The following is a 19,230-nucleotide window of genomic DNA, read 5'->3' as shown; positions in this document are numbered from 1 at the left end:
AGTTGTAGAAACTAAAGTAGGAACATTGACAAAAACTTTTAGCAACGCAAGCTCTATAGTTTGGAATTCAAGAAGACGTTACAAATAAGTAAAACCTATAATCAATTCTAAAAAAAGGCTCTTTTTAAAAAGAGCCTTTTTTTTCGTCTTTACTTAAGGTATATATTCTTCTTTTAATATAGTAATATCATTAAGTAATCGGTCAATATCTTCTTTATTCGTGCCATCGTAAAAACCTCTTATTTGTCGTTTCTTATCAATAAGCATAAAGTTTTCGGTATGCACCATATCAAACGGCCCGCCATCTCCCTGGTCTTTTACAGCCAAATAACTTTGTCTGGCTAATCTGTAAATTTGTTTTTTATCACCAGTAACTAAATTCCATTTTCCATCATTTACGCCTTTTTCTATGGCATAGCGTTTTAATTGGGCCACCGTATCAATTTCTGGAGTAACTGAATGTGATAATAACATGATGTCATCGTCATTCATAATTTCTTTTTGAACATCTGCCATATTTTTAGTCATAATCGGGCAAATGGTTCTACAAGTGGTAAAAAAGAAATCGGCCACATAAATTTTGTTTTCATAATCTTTTTGGGTGACCGTTTTCCCATTTTGATTTGTAAGCGAAAAATCGGCTATTTTATGGTATTTCTTTTTGTATTGAATGGTGCTATCAACCAATTCTGTACTAATCATATTTGGTTGAAAAATAGGAAGAGGTTGGTAAACATTAAGAGTATTGTAAATTATGGCAATAATGATAACCGAAATAACAGCAAATACAATGGCAAACCTTCTGTATTCTTTGAAGAATGATAACATTTAAACAGAAATTAGAGCACAAAAATACGTGAAACTTAGTTGATTAAAAACACTATTAAAGTTTAAATTCTTGTTAAAACCTATGCCGTAGCTTAATTATCTTTTTATAATTGGTTTAAAAGCTTACTTTTGTGCGATTATCAAAATTTTTGATTGAAGACTTATGGAGTTTGTTATTAAAATATCTCAGTTTTTGCTGAGTCTTTCGCTACTAATTGTTTTGCATGAGCTAGGGCATTTTGTTCCGGCCAAAGCATTTAAAACTAGAGTAGAGAAGTTCTATTTATTTTTTGATGTAAAGTTCTCGCTATTTAAAAAGAAAATTGGCGATACAGTATATGGTATTGGATGGTTGCCTTTAGGTGGTTATGTGAAGATATCTGGGATGATAGATGAAAGTATGGATACTGAGCAAATGGCTCAAGAACCCCAGCCGTGGGAATTTAGATCTAAACCTGCATGGCAGCGTTTAATTATTATGCTTGGTGGGGTTACGGTTAACTTTGTTTTGGCCATTCTTATATATATAGGAATGAGTTATTTCTATGGAGACCAATTTTTGCCTAATGATAATATTAAGGATGGGCTTTTAATAGAGAGTACAGTAGCCAATAAAGCGGGTCTATTAACAGGAGATAAAATTCTTGAAGTTGACGGGTATGAAATTGAGAATTTTTCTGAAATTTCTGAGAAGGTACTTTTTGGTAAGAACATAACCATTGAAAGAAATGGAAGTCAGTCTACAGTTACTTTACCTGAAGATTTTTTATCACAGTTAATAGATTCAAAAGAGAAAAGATTTATTAATTTAAGAGAACCTTTTATAGTAGTTGAAGTTCCAGACACGTCGTTTAACAAGAATAGCGGGTTAAGAAAGGGAGATATTGTAGTTGCTTTAAATGACTATAAAACTAAATACGCCGATGAGGTAAAGTTAGCATTGGAGAAGTTTAAAGGACAAGAAGTTAGTGCAAAGGTTGTAAGAGATAAATCAGAAATAGATATTCCTTTAACTATTAATGAAGAAGCTAAACTTGGTTTGGTATATGCTGCAAGTTCAACTTCTAAAACTTTAGAGGCTTTAGGGTATTATCAATATGATACCAAAGAATATGGTTTCTTTGAATCTTTTCCAGTTGGTCTTAAAAAATCTAAAGATAGATTAGTATCCTATTGGGAGCAATTAGGAGCTATTTTCACACCTAGTACGGGTGCTTATAAAGGTGTTGGCGGATTTAAGGCCATTTTTGATATTTTTCCTAATGTATGGAGTTGGCAGGCATTTTGGAGTATTACAGCGTTTTTATCTATTATGCTAGCGGTTTTAAATTTGTTACCAATACCAGCATTAGACGGTGGTCACGTGATGTTTTTATTATATGAAATGGTGTCCGGAAGAAAGCCAGGAGACAAGTTTATGGAGTATGCACAAATGGTAGGTTTCTTTATTTTAATAGCCCTAGTTTTATTTGCCAACGGAAACGATATTTACAAGGCTATTTTTGATTAAAAATTTTTTAAAAATTACATTGTAGTAATTAAAAATTATATATATATTTGCGCTCGCAAAAGCGGAAAACAATCTTCCTCAGTAGCTCAGTTGGTTAGAGCATCTGACTGTTAATCAGAGGGTCGTTGGTTCGAGCCCAACCTGAGGAGCAAAATTGAAAAAAGTTCAACATTTCTGTTGAACTTTTTGTTTTTAAATATCTTTTACAGTTTCAAATAGCTCTAACAAACTCTATATGGGTTATTGTCACTTTTATTTTCTATATTGTTAGAACCAACAATAATGCTTTCCTTCACAGGTTATTATGGTTTTTAGATTTAGCGTTTTATTATAACGGCGTAATATTAAATGATTAAAAGCATAAATTATGAAACAATTATTTACGTTGATTTTTATTGCTTTAATGTTTGTTTGTAAAGGACAAATCAACCATAACGAGATTAATATTTCTGACACCAAAGAAATTAAGGGATTATTCTATTTAAAAACAGATACAACTTTGGTTACGGGAAGAGTAATTCGTTATAACAAAAAGGGAAAAGTGCAAAAATATGTTTTTGTAAAAAATGGTGTGCCTGATAATTTAGGGTGGATTCATTATAATAATGACTATAAAAGCCCTAAGGAATCTGGACTTGGTTCTTTGGTTTCAGGGGTAGCAATTGCGACAGGTGCTGTTATGGAGATATCTGGTAATGATATTGATATACCTCTTCCTATAAATAATACTAATAAGTCTAAAAACCCAATAATACAAAATGATGTAAAGGATATGTTGGATTATAACAAAGAAATTGCAGCAACAGCGCATGATGATATGTCACAAAGGAATGAGATATTAAAAAATATTCAATTAAATGAAGAATCTGATTTAATTGAAAAACTTAGTGACGGGCTTTATCAAAAAAAACATGAAAATGGTCAACTTTTAATTGAAGGAAGTTACATTGATGGAGAAAGGGATGGGGAGTGGAAGGCATATTATTCTAATGGCATACTTGAGAGTAAGGGAAATTACAATAAAGGGACTAAAAAGGGGCTTTGGCAAGAATATTATGAAAGTGGTCAATTAAAAAGGAAAGTAAATTATAGTAAAGGAAATATAGATGGATTATGGGAGCAATACCATCCAAATAGTCAATTATGGGCAAAAGGATTTTATAAATTTGGTCATATGATTGGTGAATGGAGATACTATGATGAAGATGGAAAATTACTTTTAAAGGAAAATTACGAAAATTAATTATTAGGTTCCATGTAATTGTAAATAATTCAATAGTCCAGATATTAAATGAGTACCATCTCATTTATTAAAAATAATATTCAAAAAAGCGAATCGTTTTAGTTCCTCATTAAATTGGTTCGACAAAACAATATTAGAGGGAGCTTTTAAAATCAAAGAGTTACAGAAATGTAGCTCTTTTTTTACGCCCTAATCTAGTAATCATGATAAATTGATTTGAAGGATAAGAGCCTAATCAAATTAAGCCTTCTCAAGTTACATATTAAAACAATGTGTTTAATTCAGGATAATCTATAGGTTTGATTATCTCAGGTATATTTGTGTTAACGTTTTTTTTATAATACAAATCCCTGTTTATCGGATGTGCTTTAAAATCTCTATTAGTAAACCCGTAAGCCATTAATTCATTTAGTTGAGATTGGTTAAGCCCATTATCTAACCAATCTTCATATAAATCATATGCCAGCACTAAAGGCATCCGTTTCTTTTTATTATGAACTTCAGCAAAAAAATCATTTGCCTCAACAGTAATAATAGTTGCAGATAACAAATCATTGTCTAATTCATTATAAAGACCTGCAAACAGGAATAAATCGCCTTCTGGGTATTCTTTAGAAGGCTGATAGCAAAAATGAGGAATAGAGACGCCGCCTACATGATGAGGCTCGTAAAAACCATCAGAAAGAATTAAACAGCGTTTATCATTAGCACTGTTTTTAAATGAGGGTTTCTCAAATAAACTTTCGGCTCTTGCATTTAAAGTGTTGCTTTTTTTCCAGAATACCTCAGGGTTATGTACACCCCAATCTGGAACTAATCCCCAAGCTGCAGGGTGTATCCTATCAGGCTCATCCATTTTAATAATATAAACATTGCCATGAGAGAATCCATTTAAATGGAAATAAGGGGTGTATTCAAAATCTATTTCAAACTCAGTATTTATTTCCTGATAAAGACGCTTTTCAACTTCTTTTCTTTGTTTTCTTAATGTAGTAGAATAACACATAATAATTTTCTAATCCGTTTAATTAGTTAACCAGAGTGTTATTGGTTCAAGGCTAACCAGAGGAGCAACTTTAAAAAAGACTTTAAATATTATATTCAAATATACCCAATTATGGTGATATTGACTTTACTTACTATAATGACATAAAATGGATTAAACAAATAAAAAACCTCATGATTTCTTTATTAAGAAAATTTGAAATAACAATATGAACTGGAGCAAAAAATCACTCAAAAAATTAGGTGGTTTATTATGTTGAAAACTTACCTTTTTATATTTAGTATCTTTACAATACTAACCAATTCTTTATATTATGGATATTAAAAACACCATCATCAATCTTTTAGTGTCACTTATTCTTTCACCAATCATTATTTATATTGTTCTTACAATAGCACGTTTAGCAGGGTCTAATTATGAAATGTCTCATGGTGAAACTTGGATAATTTGGGTACTAATGGCTATCTTAATTAGAATATCAATTGAAAAGAAGAGTTCTTAAAAAATATTCAAATTCAACTCAAAAATCCAATATAAATATTGGATTTTTTTTATGCATTTTAGTTATCTAAGTTAGGAACTTATAATTTCTTTACTATGGTGAAGAATTATTGAGCCTTTTAAAAAAATGTTTAAATTAGCTAAGGTTTGAATTTTACTATGATTTCAGAAAAGAATAGATTATTGTGGCGAGATAGTTTTATATGTACAATACTTACTATAATTGTTTCTGGAATACTACTTCTCATTTTTGTTAACCTTAATGTTTTAGATCCTTTTTATAAAGCTTTTAAAGATTTCAGTTTTACGGATCTATAGTATTAGAAGAAAATAAAAAATATAAAAAATGTTTTAATGTATTTACGTTATTAGCTAATTTTTGTCTTTACAGCATCAACAGTTTTTTGGGAATTACCTATGAAAATTTCGTTATCAACAATAATAACGGGTCTACTTAAAAAGGTATAATGTTCAAGTATATAATTCTTGAAATCACGTTCCTCTAAAACTTGATCCTTTAAACCCATTTCTTTGTAAAGTTTAGATCGCTTACTAAAAAGAGATTGGTAATTACCAGATAGAGCATGCATTTCATCTAATTGTTTAACTGTAATGGGCTCTTTTTTTATATCCTGAAGAATAAATTCTGAAGAGAGATTCAATTCTTTTAAAATTCTAACACAAGTGTTACAAGTTTTTAGATAATAAACTTTTTTCATTTTTATAACTATTTAAAACAAAAATAAGTGCAATTATATCATTTAAAACTATATTTATCAAAAAAATAAAGACTATGGCTTTTCCGTTAGACGTTTTACAAAGCACACGAAAATCTTTCAAAAGAATCTTAGAGAAATTATCATTAGAAGCACTAAATAAAATTCCTAAAGGGTTCAGTAATAATATCATCTGGAATATTGGCCATATAGTAGTTACTGAACAACTTTTGGCTTATAGACTTTCAGGGCTTCCTACAATGGTAAGTGATGAATTAATTGAAAAATATAAAAAAGGTACAAAGCCAGAAGGTTCTGTTTCTCAAGAAGAGGTTAACCTAATAAAAGGTTTACTTGAAACTACCATTGAAAAAACTGCCAAAGATTATCAAAAAGATGCGTTTAAAAACTTTAACGAATATACGGTTTCAACCACTGGAAATACACTAATTAATATTGATGATTCCTTAGAATTCATCTTATTTCATGAAGGGATGCATTTAGGGTATGTTTTATCAATGCTAAAGTTGGTAAAGTAACAGATTCCGTTAATCTAGATAATAAATATACCCAACATTTAACCACAACAACCAATCATTAAACTTGTTGTAGCTTAGTTTATGGTTAAATCCGTCCACCCAATCGTTAAAGTATAACTGCCAGCGTAAATCAATTAATAGGTCAGATAAAACACCAATTTTGTAACGAGCACCAACACTTGCCACCATAGACCAATCTGAAAAAGGATTTACATCAACAGGATATTCACGTTGTTCTCCAGCGGGTACTGGGGGTAAAAATTGTGGGTCTTGATACCAGTAAGAATAAATATTAGCTGCATTAAAAATATCTTGATCCCCATAATCTGTCCACCCCTGTGGAGAGGATGAGGTATAATGAATACCTAAACTTATATAAGGAGCAAGTAAATAACTAAAAGCTTGAAAGGAACGAATACTTCTAGGGAAATATTCAAGTTGTGTTCCAATATCAAAATTTTCAGCAACGCCATGATGTGTCCTCAATTTGTCCGCATTGGCAGAAGTATATTTTGGCTTAACCCATTCACCATGGTGATCTAACCTAGTGTAGTTCCAAGAAATTTCATTTCTTAATTTAAAATGATCATTGAAATAAGTGTCTGTTGAATAACAATTACAATCTGCTCTGTAAGCAAAGTTAATATAATGAACAATTCCAATCCCTATTCCGGAGTTACCTAAATTTGTTTCCTCATCAAACCGACTACCAAAATCTGATCTAAACTCAACAGGTCCTGCTATCACACCAATTTCATGGGAAAAGCCTAATTGAGAATATACAACTTGATTCAAAAAAACCAAGCAACATAAAATAACTAACGGTTTTAAGTTAAGCATAATAGGGCTTTACTTTTTGGAGCATTAATTAACAAATATATAAAAACTCGCTTAACAATCAAATATCTCCAATTTCGAGCTTCACTGAAAAAAATATTTATTGCGAATATCAAAAATAAACAAGGTTATTTTTAAAGATAACGTATATTTGTACCGTTAAATTACATATTTTTTAAAATTAATACAATTTATGTGTATGAAAAGTATTATTAATGAGTTTTTAGGTCTTGTTAAGCAAAGAAATGGTAATGAACCAGAATTCTTACAAGCTGTTGAGGAAGTTGCTGAAACAGTACTTCCTTACATTGTTAAACATGATATTTATTACGGAAAGAATATTCTTCTTAGAATGGTTGAGCCAGAGCGCGTAATTACTTTTAGAGTGTGTTGGGTTGATGACTCTGGCGAAATTCAAGTTAATAGGGGGTATAGGATTCAAATGAATTCTGCAATTGGGCCTTATAAAGGTGGGTTGCGTTTTCATCCAACAGTGAATATGAGTATTTTAAAGTTTTTGGCTTTTGAACAGGTCTTTAAAAATAGTTTAACTACACTGCCTATGGGTGGAGGTAAAGGAGGAAGTGATTTTGACCCAAAAGGTAAGAGCGACAACGAAATTATGCGTTTCTGTCATGCTTTTATGGGTGAGTTGTTTAGACATATTGGTCATAACACCGATGTTCCTGCGGGTGATATCGGAGTTGGTGCAAGAGAAATTGGTTTCCTTTTTGGGATGTATAAAAAGATTAGTAATGGTTTTACTGGTGTTTTAACTGGAAAAGGTATGTCTTGGGGAGGATCATTAATTAGGCCTGAAGCCACAGGATATGGAACCGTATATTTTGCTGATAGTATGTTAGAGACTAGGAATGATAGTTTTGAAGGTAAAAAAGTTGTTGTTTCTGGGTCCGGTAATGTAGCGCAATATGCGGCCGAAAAAGTTATTCAGTTAGGAGGAAAGGTTTTAACTTTATCTGATTCTTCTGGTTATATTTATGATAAAGAGGGTATTGACTCTGAAAAATTAAAATTTGTCATGGAATTAAAGAACGAAAAAAGAGGAAGAATACATGAATACTTAAATGAATATCCTAATTCAAAGTATGTTAAAGGCAAAACACCATGGGAAATACCTTGTGATATAGCCTTACCTTGCGCAACACAAAATGAGCTTAATGAAGATGATGCTAAAACATTGTTGAATAACGGTTGTATTTGTGTGAGTGAAGGAGCTAATATGCCATCAACCAAAGGTGCTATAGATGCGTTTCACAAAGCAAGAATTTTATTTGCTCCCGGAAAAGCTTCAAATGCAGGAGGTGTGGCAACATCTGGATTAGAAATGACGCAAAATTCGTTGAGGTTTAATTGGACTAGAGAAGAGGTAGATTTAAAACTAAAGGAGATCATGGCCAATATTCATGATTCTTGTATTGAGTACGGTAAAGAAGAAGATGGATATATTGATTATGTTAAGGGTGCCAATATAGCTGGGTTTGTTAAAGTTGCAGATGCAATGTTAGCACAGGGAGTTGTATAAGTATGAATAACTTTCAAATTAAAAAAGCTTCTCTTAAAAAAGGGGAGCTTTTTTATTTGAAAAAATATTATTTTAAAGTAAAACTCGTTAGTAATAAATATATTTGAATTTTTAATCCTCCTATGAAAAAGAAATATATTTTATTATTTGCTTGCTTTTTTTATCTAGTATCTTTTTCGCAAGATTTTTCAGCCTTGTGGCAAGGTCATTTTTCATATTATTCTATAAAAGAAGTTGTAAAAGGCAATAATAAAATTTTTGCCGCAGCTGATAACGCAATTTTTAGTTTGGATTTACAGACAAATGAAATTAAGGAGTTTAATACAATAAATGGATTATCTGGAGAAACTATTTCTACCATTTTCTATAGTGAAGCATATGAATTATTGGTTATTGGTTATGAAAATGGTCTCGTTGAAATCACATTTGATAATGAAGAGGAGGTATTATCGGTTGTCGATATTATTGAAAAACCTACAATCCCTCCTAATGATAAAAGAATAAACCATTTTAAGGCTTACGAAAATGTTATTTATATATCTACAAATTATGGAATTTCGGTCTTTAATTTAGAAAGACTTGAGTTTGGAGATACTTATTTTATTGGGAACAATGGCAGTCAAATTCAAGTAAATCAGACCACAGTTTTTGGAGATTATATTTATGCCGCCTGTTCAAACGGAAACGGAATATTAAAGGCTCCAATTTCTAACCCTAATCTCATTGATTTCCAAAACTGGCAAACTGTATTTTCTGGAGATTTTATTATAGTTGAAGGTACTGAGACGAAATTGTATGCTGTAAATACTAGTAAGAGAATTTATGATATTACTAATGACACATTATTTGAGTTGTTTTTATATAATGATGTTCCTTTAAATATTAATTTTGACAATCAATATTTGAATGTTACTACTGAAAATAATGTTTTTGTTTATGATATTAATTTCAGCTTAATTTCTCAAGTACCAATTAGCGTAGATTTTGATACTGAATATACTTCAGCTATTGTTTATATGGATGATGTTTACATAGGGACAAATGATTTCGGAATATTAAAAACTTCTTTTTCCAATCCTGTGATATTTGAAGAAATCCATCCAGACGGGCCTTTAATGAACATTCCATTTTCTGTCGAGGCAGAACCATCTGGAGTTTGGGTTACTTTTGGTGAGTATAATGAATTCTTCAATCCTTATCCATTGAATAATAGAGGTTATAGTCATTTACAAGATAAAACATGGCTTAATACCCCTTACAGCGATGTTTTTGAAGCCAAATGTTTAAATGCTATATCTATAAACCCGTTAGATAATAGCCAAATATTTATAAGCTCATTTTTTAGTGGTTTATTGGAAATAATTGATGATACTCCAATCACTCTTTACAATGAACAAAATAGTGATTTGGAATCACTTGTTTTGCCAAATAACCCTAGTTATATTGATATTAGGGTGGGTGAATCGTCTTTTGATAATAATGGCGTTTTATGGATCACAATGGGATTAGTTGAAAATCAATTAAAATCCTATAATCCATCAAATAATCAATGGAAATCATTTCCTCTAAACACTGTTATTCCAGAGGCATTTGATAATAATGGGTTTGCAGATATTGTAATTGGTGATGATCAAACAAAATGGGTGGCGGCAGGTTACAGTTATGGTTTTATCGGGTTTAATGAAAGCGGTGGAAATATTCAAATTAAAGGCGTTTATAGAGATGATGAAAACATGCCTTCAACTAGAGTATCGGCATTAGCTTTAGATAAACGAAACCAACTATGGATAGGTACTAATAGTGGATTACGTGTATTATATAATACATCAAACTTTTTTGATGAAGAAAATATAAGGGTTGATGAAATCATTATTGAAGAAGATGGTATAGCAAAAGAGTTATTATTTCAACAATTTATAACTGATATAGAAGTTGATGGTTCAAACAACAAATGGATAGGAACAGCAGATTCTGGTTTGTTCTATTTTTCATCAGATGGTCAAAATACCATTCATCATTTCACTAAGAATAATTCACCATTACCATCAAACACTATTAACGACGTTTCTTTAGATGATACAAATGGCATTGTATACATTGCAACAAGTAGAGGATTAGTGTCTTTCCTTTCTGGCGGGTCTAGTCCATTTGAAGATTTAGAAAGTGCATTTGCTTACCCTAACCCTGTAAGACCAGGTTTTAATATTGTTAATGAAAAAGTAAAAATCAAAGACATATCTGAAAATGTAAATATTAAAATTACTGATATAGAAGGTAATTTGGTAGCGGAAGCACAATCTAGAGTAAATCAAAGGTATAGAGGATTTAATTTAGAAATTGATGGAGGAACAGCTTATTGGAATGGTAAAAACCTAGCCAATAATATTGTGGCATCAGGAGTTTATCTAGTAATGCTCTCAGATTTAGATACTTTTGAAACTAAAGTCATAAAACTAATGGTCGTTAGATAATGCTAATCACTACAAAAGCCATTGTTCTATCTAAAATAAAGTATAAAGACTATGACCTGATTGTTAAATGTTATACTGAACAGCTAGGTGTTGTTAGTTTTATTCTTAAAGGGGTTTTAAAAAGTAAAAAAGGCAGTTCTAAGGTCGCTTATTTTCAATTATTATCACAACTTCAACTTATTATCCAATATAAAGAAAATAGGTCTTTACAGTCTATTAAAGAAACCAAGCTGAGTGGGGTATATACAAGTTTGCATTCTAATATAATAAAAGGTTCTATAGTGATGTTTTTAGCCGAAGTGCTATCAAATGTATTGAAGGAAGAAGAGCAAAACGAAACCTTGTTCAGTTATATTGAAACTACCTTACTATGGCTTGATGCTCATTCTAGTTATTCTAATTTTCATTTATTATTTTTATTAAATCTCACAAAATATCTTGGTTTTTACCCAGACCCTACTCAAATTGAACAGCCATTTTTTAATTTATACGAAGGGAAGTTCGAAATAAAAAAAACAGATAAATATTCTGTTTCTGGTGATAATTTAATGCTTCTAAAACAGTTGTTAGGCACAACATTTGATGCCTTATCATTAGTAAAAATTAGTTCAAAACAAAGACAATCATTTTTAAATATGATTTTGGTATATTTTGAATTACATTTGGGGAGTTTTAAACGCCCAAAATCACTACAGATTTTTAATCAAGTTTTTAATTAAACAATGAAGCTTTTTTTCACTATCTCCCTTTTCTTATTGGCTTTTTTGAAGTTACAAGGTCAAAATGTTAAGGTGCTTAATAGCGTAACAAAAGAGCCTGTTTTTGGGGTAGCTATTTACAATGTAGATAAGTCTAAAAGTATTGTTACAAACTTTAGAGGAGAAGCTGATTTAAGCGAATTTTCAGAGACAGAAGACATCTATTTCAAGCATTTGTCTCATATTCTAAAAAAAACAACTAAGGAATCATTAGGGGACTCTAAAACGGTTTATTTAGAATCTAACACACAAGGGTTGGACGAAATTGTGATTTCAGCATCAAAGTTTGAGCAAAACAAAAAAGATATTCCTCAAAAAATCACAAGTATAAATTCCCAAAGTATTGGTTTTACAAACCCACAAACAAGTGCTGATTTATTAGAAACTTCGGGACAAGTTTACATTCAAAAAAGTCAACTAGGAGGAGGAAGTCCTATGATAAGAGGGTTTTCTACAAATAGATTATTAATAACTGTTGATGGCGTTAGAATGAATAATGCTATTTTTAGAGGAGGTAACTTACATAATGTTATAAGTATAGATCCTTTAGCTATTCAAAATACCGAGGTCACTTTAGGTTCTGGATCTGTTATTTATGGTAGTGATGCTATTGGTGGTGTCATGAGTTTCTACACTCAAAAACCGCGATTATCTTATACAGATTCGTTGCTTTTTAAATCGAACATTGTATTGCGTTATTCAACAGCTAGTGATGAAAAAACAGGCCATTTTGATTTTAATTTGGGATACAAAAAATGGGCTTTTGTTACCAATGCTAGTTTTACTGAATTTGGCGATTTAAAAATGGGGAACCATGGACCAAATGAGTATTTAAGACCAGAATTTGTAGTTGCAACTAATTCTGGTGACTACATTATTCAAAACAAAAATCCTCAAATTCAGAAATATTCTGGTTATAAACAACTTAACTTAATGCAGAAAGTTAGATATGAACCTTATGAAAACTTAAGTTTTGATTTGGGATTGTTTTACACAGCCACTACCGATATTCCAAGATACGACCGGCTGATTAGGTATAAAGACAATACTTTGCGTTCCGCAGAGTGGTATTATGGCCCACAGGAATGGTTTATGTCTAATTTGCAGATCACAAAGTTAAGTAGTCGTTCAAATTTATATGACAAGATTAAAACCACTTTGGCGTATCAAAATTTTCAAGAAAGCAGAATTAACAGAGATTTTCAATCTGTTATAGAGAATAGAAGAGAAGAGTCTGTTGATGCGTATTCATTTAATTTAGATTTGGAAAAAAGATTTAGCCCAAGAACACAAATTTTCTATGGCTTAGAATATGTTTATAACAAAGTAATGTCTGATGGAACAGAAGAAAACATTTCTAATAATTTAATATCAAATACTGTTTCAAGATACCCTAATGGAGCAAGTTGGGAATCGGCTGCCATTTATACAAGTATTAAGTATAAACCAAACCCTAAGTTTGTTTTTCAGTCGGGGTTAAGATTTAATCATATTGTATCGAAAGCAAATTTTGAAGAAAATAACACTTTTTTAAATTTACCATTTAATGCTTCAAAAAATGAAGCGGGTGCCTTAACAGGTACGGCTGGAATAAGTTGGTCACCTAATAATATTTTGCAATGGAAACTAAATGCATCTTCTGCTTTTAGAGCCCCTAATATAGATGATATTGGAAAAGTTTTCGATTCTGAACCAGGTTCAGTTGTTGTGCCAAATGAAAGTTTAAAGCCTGAATATGCTTATGGTGGAGAATTAGGACTAAAACTAAATTTTAGCAAGGTGGTTTTAGATATGAGTTCTTATTATACTTACTTAGATAACGCCCTTGTTAGAAGAGATTATACCTTAAATGGAGAAAACCAAATAATGTATGATGGTGAGTTGAGTAATATACAAGCTATTCAGAATGCATCAAAAGCATGGATATATGGTTTTGAAATTGGATTAAAAATGAGCATTGCAAATCATTTAGATTTGAAATCTCAATATAGTATTATTGGTGGCAGCGAAGAGGCTGGGGATATTGAAGTACCCATAAGGCATGTGTCTCCCAATTTTGGAAATGCACATTTAATATGGTCTAACAATAGTTTTAAAATGGATGCTTTTATAAATTATAATGGAGAATTATCGTTTAATGAATTAGCTCCTTCTGAAATTGGAAAAGATTATTTGTCCGCATTAGATTCTAATGGCAATCCGTATAGCCCGTCTTGGTACACTCTTAATTTAAGAAGCCAGTACAGATTAAACAATTCAACAACAATTACAGCTACTTTAGAAAACATAACAAATCAACGTTATAAGACTTATTCATCAGGCATAGCAGCTCCTGGAAGAAACTTTATCTTGTCATTAAAGTTTAGCTTATAGCTTTTTATTTTATAATGAATTTTTTTGTGACAATTGTTCCATTAGAAAATTCAATTTTAGCTATGTAAACAGCTTTTTTAAGTTTTGATAGATTAAAAGCTTTAGAATCAAAAGAACCTTTTAAGTTATACAAAGGAGAGCTTAAAAAGTCAAATACCTGAACAGATTTAATGCTTAAATCATTGATAGACGAAAAGTTTATATTCCCATTGTCTAATTCGAAAATTTTAACTCCTGCCTTTTGAGCAACGGAATTATTATAACTAGCATTAGCTTTAAAAGTGATTTCGAAGCGATTATTGAATTCACCTATTTCAGAAGTAAATGAGTAATCAGAAGAAGACAAATCATGATGTTTGTTTAATAATTTGTCTTTTAAATAAATGGTGTTATTTGATAAAAATTCTCCTTGTAATTTCTCAATAGATAATTTGAACTGAGTTGGAATATGTATTGTTGTGCTAAACCCTAGACCAATTTTTTCGTTAAGAGTCAAATCGTATGGGTTTTTTCCTTGAATTACTAGTTTTTTATCGGACCCTTTAATAGTGGAATACAATGAAGCATACCTTTCTAACGAAGTAGTTTTTGCAGCATCAAAACGGGGCCCGTCAAATTTGTTTGTTGCTCCTTCAACATAACCAATTAGTACTTGGTTGAAAACCCCATTATTAGAGGTTAAATCAATCCATAATTTGTTTTCAAAGTTGGAAGCTGTTTTAATTTTGGAATTAGAGGTTTTAAAGAATTGACTGTTGTTAGATGTTCCTCGAACTCTCATAGCATTATTAAAAGTAATACTTCCTTCGCTAATGTCACCAGAGGTAGAAATAGGTGTTGCAGCATCGTCATATGTTACAAAAAACCCTTGTCCGGAAGGAATAAACCTTGAAGGAGTTACCCCATCTCCTCCAGCAGATTCTCCTGTTTCATTAATCATGGCATAGTCAGAATCTGAAAAGTTTAAAACTTGATTGCCGTTAGCTGTAGAACTAGGAGGTGTATTTTGGGACCATAAATAAATAATCCCATCTACATCTGGATTATAAGTGAAAAAAGCATCCGCATCTATAGAAGAAGGGTAAGGATTTCCAATAAAATTCCAGTTTTTATCGTTTGTTTCAGAATCATTTCTATAAATAGGAACACTAATTACTCCATTATTAAAAGCTCCATTAAATGTGTAGATAAATTGTTTAGGAGATCCAGGACTGCTTTCAAATATTGTACGATTATGCGTAGAGGCGTAGCCCATACCTGGAGTCATAACTGTAGCTGCGGATACTGATTGCCAATCATTATTATCATCATCAACATCATCTTGCCCTGGTGTAGTAGTATCATCATTGTTATTCTCGGCGGTGGCATCTAAATAATTTTGTGCATTATAAGAAAATATTCTTCCAGTTTGGGCATCTGCCAGACCATTTGAGATAGTGGCTCCGCTAACAGGAGAACTCCAGTAAGTGTACTCATACCATTGATTTGCAGGGGCTGTTTCTTTTTCAACTGTAATCGTTCCAGATACAGTTACAGTGGCTGAATCATCTACTTGAATAAAAGCACCTTGAGGTCTAACTATCATAGCATCATTCACAACTAAATCATTCTGAACTTCAACATAGTCGTTATTACCAATGATTAATGTTCCAGCATTAATAGTTAAAGAACAGGCGCTAAAACTAGTTTGAGCAACAGTACTATAATTACCATTTATAGTAGCTGCCACGTTAATATTTGGATTGCCATTATCCCATGAAGAGCCATCCCATGTAGTAGAAGTAAGGCATACAGGGGTAACAGTACCATTAAATGTAAAATCATTAATGCTAAATGTTCCAGCATTACTATTAGCACTCCAAGAATAAATTCTAAAGGTTATGGAACTTGTAATACCTTGATAGTTTATAGATGATAAGTCGATTGTAGCACCATTAGCTAAAGGGACTCCAATATCTGCTGAATAATTATCTAAACTACTTCTAAAAGCAAAATTAACTGGGCCTGAACCCGATATTTGTCCAGTATAAATAAAACTTGAAAAATTAATGCTATATCCACTATTAGGGACTAATGTGAATTCGAAATAATCATTGCTGTCCAATGTAACAGAATCCCAACCCCTTGCATTGTATCTATTGTTGGTGTTAGCAGGGTTAGATAATCCGCTCCCTCTTCCAATTCCGGTCACGGTAATATTAGGGTCTACAATTTGTCCAGTAATATATGGGTTATCCAAATGTGGATTACTTCCAATGATGTCATTAGAAAAAATACTTTGCCCATAGATTATTGGGCATACCAATAAAATAAGAATTGAAAATACTTTTTTCATTTAGTTAAGTTTAATTTTTAGATTTGGTAAAATAAAAATTTAGATTTGCTATTAATCAATTCCCTTTACCTTTAATCATAATGGTTAAAAAACAGACATACACTTTAGACGAAGCAAAAAAAAACCTCGAACACTACTGCGTATATCAAGAACGCTGTCATAAAGAAGTTAAGCAAAAACTTCAGAAAATGAATATGATTCCTGAAGCCATAGACGTAATTATTGTCCATTTAATAAAGCATAACTTTCTAAACGAAGAACGTTTTACCAAAGCATTTGTAAGGGGAAAGTTCAATATTAAGAAGTGGGGCAAATATCGATTAACTTTAGAATTAAAGAAAAAAGATATCTCCAAAGCTAATATAAATCAAGCAATTAATGAAATTGAAGATGAAAATTATTACAAAACATTTAATGATTTAGCCGAAAAGCACTTTTTAACCTTAACGGACAAAAATAAGTTCAAGAAGAAAAAAAAGCTCGTTGATTATTTATTATATAGGGGATGGGAGTCACACTTGGTGTATGAAAAGGCATCAGAACTTATAGAGTAAATCCATTTTTAGCATGTGTTCTTGTAACCGCTTGTTCGTTTTTCCAGTCAATCCATTTTTGTCCCTTTATGCGCCTCATAACATTATCAAAGTAGCGCATTACAAAAATATTATATACCGCTTTACTAAGGTTTTTGGGGTTTCGTGCAATGGCACGTAAACTCATAGAAAATCCTGGGGTAATGTACCGCATATAGTGCCAATATCCTTCTGGCATGTATAAAATTTCACCATGGTTAAGCTCTGTTATATAGCCTTTTGCATTTTTAAGCGCCGGCCATTTTTTAAAGTCTGGATTTTTAAAATTTATATCTTCTCTAGTGATGAGCGAATGAGGTATTTTATAGATATAATCATTTTGTTTTTGATCAAACAGAATACATTGCTTTTTACCTTCAAAATGAAAATGAAAAATATTAGCTAAATCAATATCATAATGCATAAATGTATGCGAATCTTCACCACCAAAAAACAACATAGGAATGCCTTTCATCAGACGTAATCCAAAATCAGGAAACTTAAAATCTTTTTGCAATTGCGGAATTTCTTTTAAAATATTCCAAAGAAAAATGCGGTATTTAGTAGGTTCTCGCTTTAATAAATCAATATAATCTGCCATTTTCATGGTGGCATGTGGTTCATTAAAACCATCTTTATAATCTACAGGTCTGTCATCATAAAGGGGCACGATAATGTCTCCAGCAATTTCTTTAATATAGTCTAAATTCCATTTAGAGTATGCGGGCCAATCTTCAATAAAATGTTGAATAACCACAGGTTTTTGTGGTTTAAAGTAGTGTTTAATAAAATCCTGTTTGCTAATAGTTTTAACCCTAGGAATGTCTTGTAAACTCAGTTTCAAATTTTTGAAATTTAGATTACCAAATTTAAAAAAACGAATATAAACAAAAGCGTACTACTTTAAGGCTTTGGCCTTTTCTTTAGCCGCTTCGTTGCGTTCTATAGTATGCTCAGGTCTTGTCCATTTGGGTTTTTCACCTAAACTTTCAAATTCAGAGTCTTGTGCTTCAACCGTTTGTGGTTGCACCTTTTTAGTAAAAGGCTTTTGAGGCTCTAAACCTAAAACTGCAAACATTTCCATATCCTCATTCACATCCGGATTAGGTGTGGTTAACAGCTTATCTCCCGCAAAAATAGAGTTAGCACCCGCAAAGAAACACATGGCTTGACCTTCTCTTGTCATTTGAGTACGGCCGGCACTCAAACGAACCTGAGTTTCTGGCATCACAATTCTGGTAGTAGCTACCATACGAATCATTTCCCAAATAGAAACTGGTTTTTCGTCTTCTAATGGCGTGCCTTCAACAGCAACCAAAGCATTAATTGGAGTAGATTCTGGTTGTGGATTCAAAGTAGAAAGCGCTACTAACATACCGGCTCTATCTTCTAAATTTTCTCCCATACCAATAATACCTCCACTGCATACCGTAACATTGGTTTTGCGGACGTTTTCAATGGTGTCTAATCTATCTTGAAACCCTCTTGTTGAAATAACTTCTTTATAATACTCTTCAGATGAATCTAAATTATGATTGTAAGCATATAATCCGGCTTCCGCTAAACGTTTTGCTTGGTTTTCTGTCAGCATTCCTAAAGTACAGCAAACTTCCATATCTAGCTTATTAATGGTTCTTACCATTTCTAAAACCTGATCAAACTCTTCGCCATCCTTTACATTTCTCCATGCGGCTCCCATGCACACACGTGAACTACCGCCTGATTTAGCTCTTAAAGCTTGGGCTTTAACTTGCTTTACAGACATTAAATCATTCCCTTCAATATCAGTATGATAACGAGCGGCTTGTGGGCAATATCCACAATCTTCCGAACAACCTCCTGTTTTAACAGAGAGCAAAGTGCTTACCTGAACCACATTAGGGTCATGGCGCTCTCTATGAATTGTAGCCGCCTCATAAAGCAGCTCCATTAATGGTTTGTTGTATATAGCTAGAATTTCTTCTTTAGTCCAATTGTGTCTTGTTTCACTCATAATAG

Annotated in this window: 16 protein-coding genes and 1 tRNA gene; 10 read left to right on the top strand and 7 right to left on the bottom strand. The window is 31.9% G+C overall.

Annotation, left to right across the window (positions count from 1 at the left end; translation table 11 throughout):
• Positions 1-153 precede the first annotated feature (153 nt).
• Positions 154-828, bottom strand: coding sequence for an SCO family protein (locus FUA22_RS10710; protein WP_147768154.1), 675 nt, complete (start codon positions 826-828; stop codon positions 154-156).
• 163 nt (positions 829-991) lie between these two features.
• Here FUA22_RS10710 and rseP point away from each other — a divergent pair, with 163 nt between their 5' ends.
• The 3 genes from rseP to FUA22_RS10695 all read left to right on the top strand — a co-directional run bounded on the left by rseP (position 992) and on the right by FUA22_RS10695 (position 3,581).
• Positions 992-2,338: an RIP metalloprotease RseP gene (gene rseP, locus FUA22_RS10705; protein WP_147768152.1), complete on the top strand. Its 1,347-nt coding sequence runs from the start codon at positions 992-994 to the stop codon at positions 2,336-2,338.
• A gap of 75 nt (positions 2,339-2,413) precedes the next feature.
• Positions 2,414-2,487, top strand: a tRNA-Asn gene (locus FUA22_RS10700).
• A gap of 218 nt (positions 2,488-2,705) precedes the next feature.
• Complete coding sequence (locus FUA22_RS10695) at positions 2,706-3,581, top strand: toxin-antitoxin system YwqK family antitoxin (protein ID WP_147768150.1); 876 nt, start codon at positions 2,706-2,708, stop codon at positions 3,579-3,581.
• Positions 3,582-3,843: 262 nt separating this feature from the next.
• Here the strand turns inward: FUA22_RS10695 and FUA22_RS10690 are convergent, their stop codons facing one another.
• Complete coding sequence (locus tag FUA22_RS10690; protein ID WP_147768148.1) at positions 3,844-4,587, bottom strand: SOS response-associated peptidase; 744 nt, start codon at positions 4,585-4,587, stop codon at positions 3,844-3,846.
• A gap of 313 nt (positions 4,588-4,900) precedes the next feature.
• Between FUA22_RS10690 and FUA22_RS10685 the strand changes: the two genes are divergently transcribed.
• Positions 4,901-5,089, top strand: a complete 189-nt coding sequence (locus FUA22_RS10685; protein ID WP_147768146.1) for a hypothetical protein — start codon at positions 4,901-4,903, stop codon at positions 5,087-5,089.
• A 367-nt stretch (positions 5,090-5,456) separates the two neighbouring features.
• On the opposite strand, the gene FUA22_RS10680 is transcribed toward FUA22_RS10685, so the two are convergent.
• Positions 5,457-5,807, bottom strand: coding sequence for an arsenate reductase family protein (locus FUA22_RS10680; protein WP_147768144.1), 351 nt, complete (start codon positions 5,805-5,807; stop codon positions 5,457-5,459).
• A 74-nt stretch (positions 5,808-5,881) separates the two neighbouring features.
• Between FUA22_RS10680 and FUA22_RS10675 the strand changes: the two genes are divergently transcribed.
• Positions 5,882-6,343 (top strand): DinB family protein, encoded by a 462-nt coding sequence (locus tag FUA22_RS10675; RefSeq protein ID WP_147768142.1) that lies wholly within the window; start codon positions 5,882-5,884, stop codon positions 6,341-6,343.
• 9 nt (positions 6,344-6,352) lie between these two features.
• Here FUA22_RS10675 and FUA22_RS10670 read toward each other — a convergent pair whose 3' ends face one another.
• The gene (locus FUA22_RS10670) at positions 6,353-7,183 is read right to left on the bottom strand and encodes a THC0290_0291 family protein (RefSeq protein ID WP_147768140.1); all 831 of its coding nucleotides are present in this window, start codon (positions 7,181-7,183) and stop codon (positions 6,353-6,355) included.
• Between the two features lie 196 nt (positions 7,184-7,379).
• Here FUA22_RS10670 and gdhA point away from each other — a divergent pair, with 196 nt between their 5' ends.
• The 4 genes from gdhA (at position 7,380) to FUA22_RS10650 (ending at position 14,325) form a co-directional block, all read left to right on the top strand.
• Positions 7,380-8,723, top strand: a complete 1,344-nt coding sequence (gene gdhA, locus FUA22_RS10665) for an NADP-specific glutamate dehydrogenase (protein ID WP_147768138.1) — start codon at positions 7,380-7,382, stop codon at positions 8,721-8,723.
• 122 nt (positions 8,724-8,845) lie between these two features.
• Complete coding sequence (gene porZ / locus FUA22_RS10660; protein ID WP_147768136.1) at positions 8,846-11,194, top strand: type IX secretion system anionic LPS delivery protein PorZ; 2,349 nt, start codon at positions 8,846-8,848, stop codon at positions 11,192-11,194.
• Positions 11,194-11,913, top strand: coding sequence for a DNA repair protein RecO (gene recO, locus FUA22_RS10655; protein ID WP_147768134.1), 720 nt, complete (start codon positions 11,194-11,196; stop codon positions 11,911-11,913). The genes porZ and recO overlap by 1 nt, the downstream gene beginning before the upstream one ends.
• Positions 11,914-11,916: 3 nt before the next feature.
• Positions 11,917-14,325, top strand: a complete 2,409-nt coding sequence (locus tag FUA22_RS10650) for a TonB-dependent receptor plug domain-containing protein (RefSeq protein ID WP_147768132.1) — start codon at positions 11,917-11,919, stop codon at positions 14,323-14,325.
• A 4-nt stretch (positions 14,326-14,329) separates the two neighbouring features.
• Here FUA22_RS10650 and FUA22_RS10645 read toward each other — a convergent pair whose 3' ends face one another.
• Entirely contained in the window at positions 14,330-16,660 is a 2,331-nt protein-coding gene (locus FUA22_RS10645; protein WP_147768130.1) for a T9SS type A sorting domain-containing protein, read from the bottom strand.
• 80 nt (positions 16,661-16,740) lie between these two features.
• On the opposite strand from FUA22_RS10645, the gene FUA22_RS10640 reads away from it, so the two are divergent.
• The gene (locus FUA22_RS10640) at positions 16,741-17,214 is read left to right on the top strand and encodes a regulatory protein RecX (protein WP_147768128.1); all 474 of its coding nucleotides are present in this window, start codon (positions 16,741-16,743) and stop codon (positions 17,212-17,214) included.
• Here FUA22_RS10640 and FUA22_RS10635 read toward each other — a convergent pair.
• Both FUA22_RS10635 and bioB read right to left on the bottom strand, forming a co-directional pair.
• Positions 17,204-18,076: a cupin-like domain-containing protein gene (locus FUA22_RS10635; protein WP_147768125.1), complete on the bottom strand. Its 873-nt coding sequence runs from the start codon at positions 18,074-18,076 to the stop codon at positions 17,204-17,206. The genes FUA22_RS10640 and FUA22_RS10635 overlap by 11 nt on opposite strands.
• Before the next feature lie 54 nt (positions 18,077-18,130).
• Positions 18,131-19,225, bottom strand: coding sequence for a biotin synthase BioB (bioB, locus tag FUA22_RS10630; protein WP_147768123.1), 1,095 nt, complete (start codon positions 19,223-19,225; stop codon positions 18,131-18,133).
• Between the last annotated feature and the right edge of the window lie 5 nt (positions 19,226-19,230).

This window comes from Seonamhaeicola maritimus (genome assembly GCF_008056315.1).
Classification (GTDB): Bacteria; Bacteroidota; Bacteroidia; order Flavobacteriales; family Flavobacteriaceae; genus Seonamhaeicola; species Seonamhaeicola maritimus.
The sequence above is the reverse complement of the archived record's forward strand: the minus strand, read 5'-3'. Positions and strand labels throughout refer to the sequence as shown.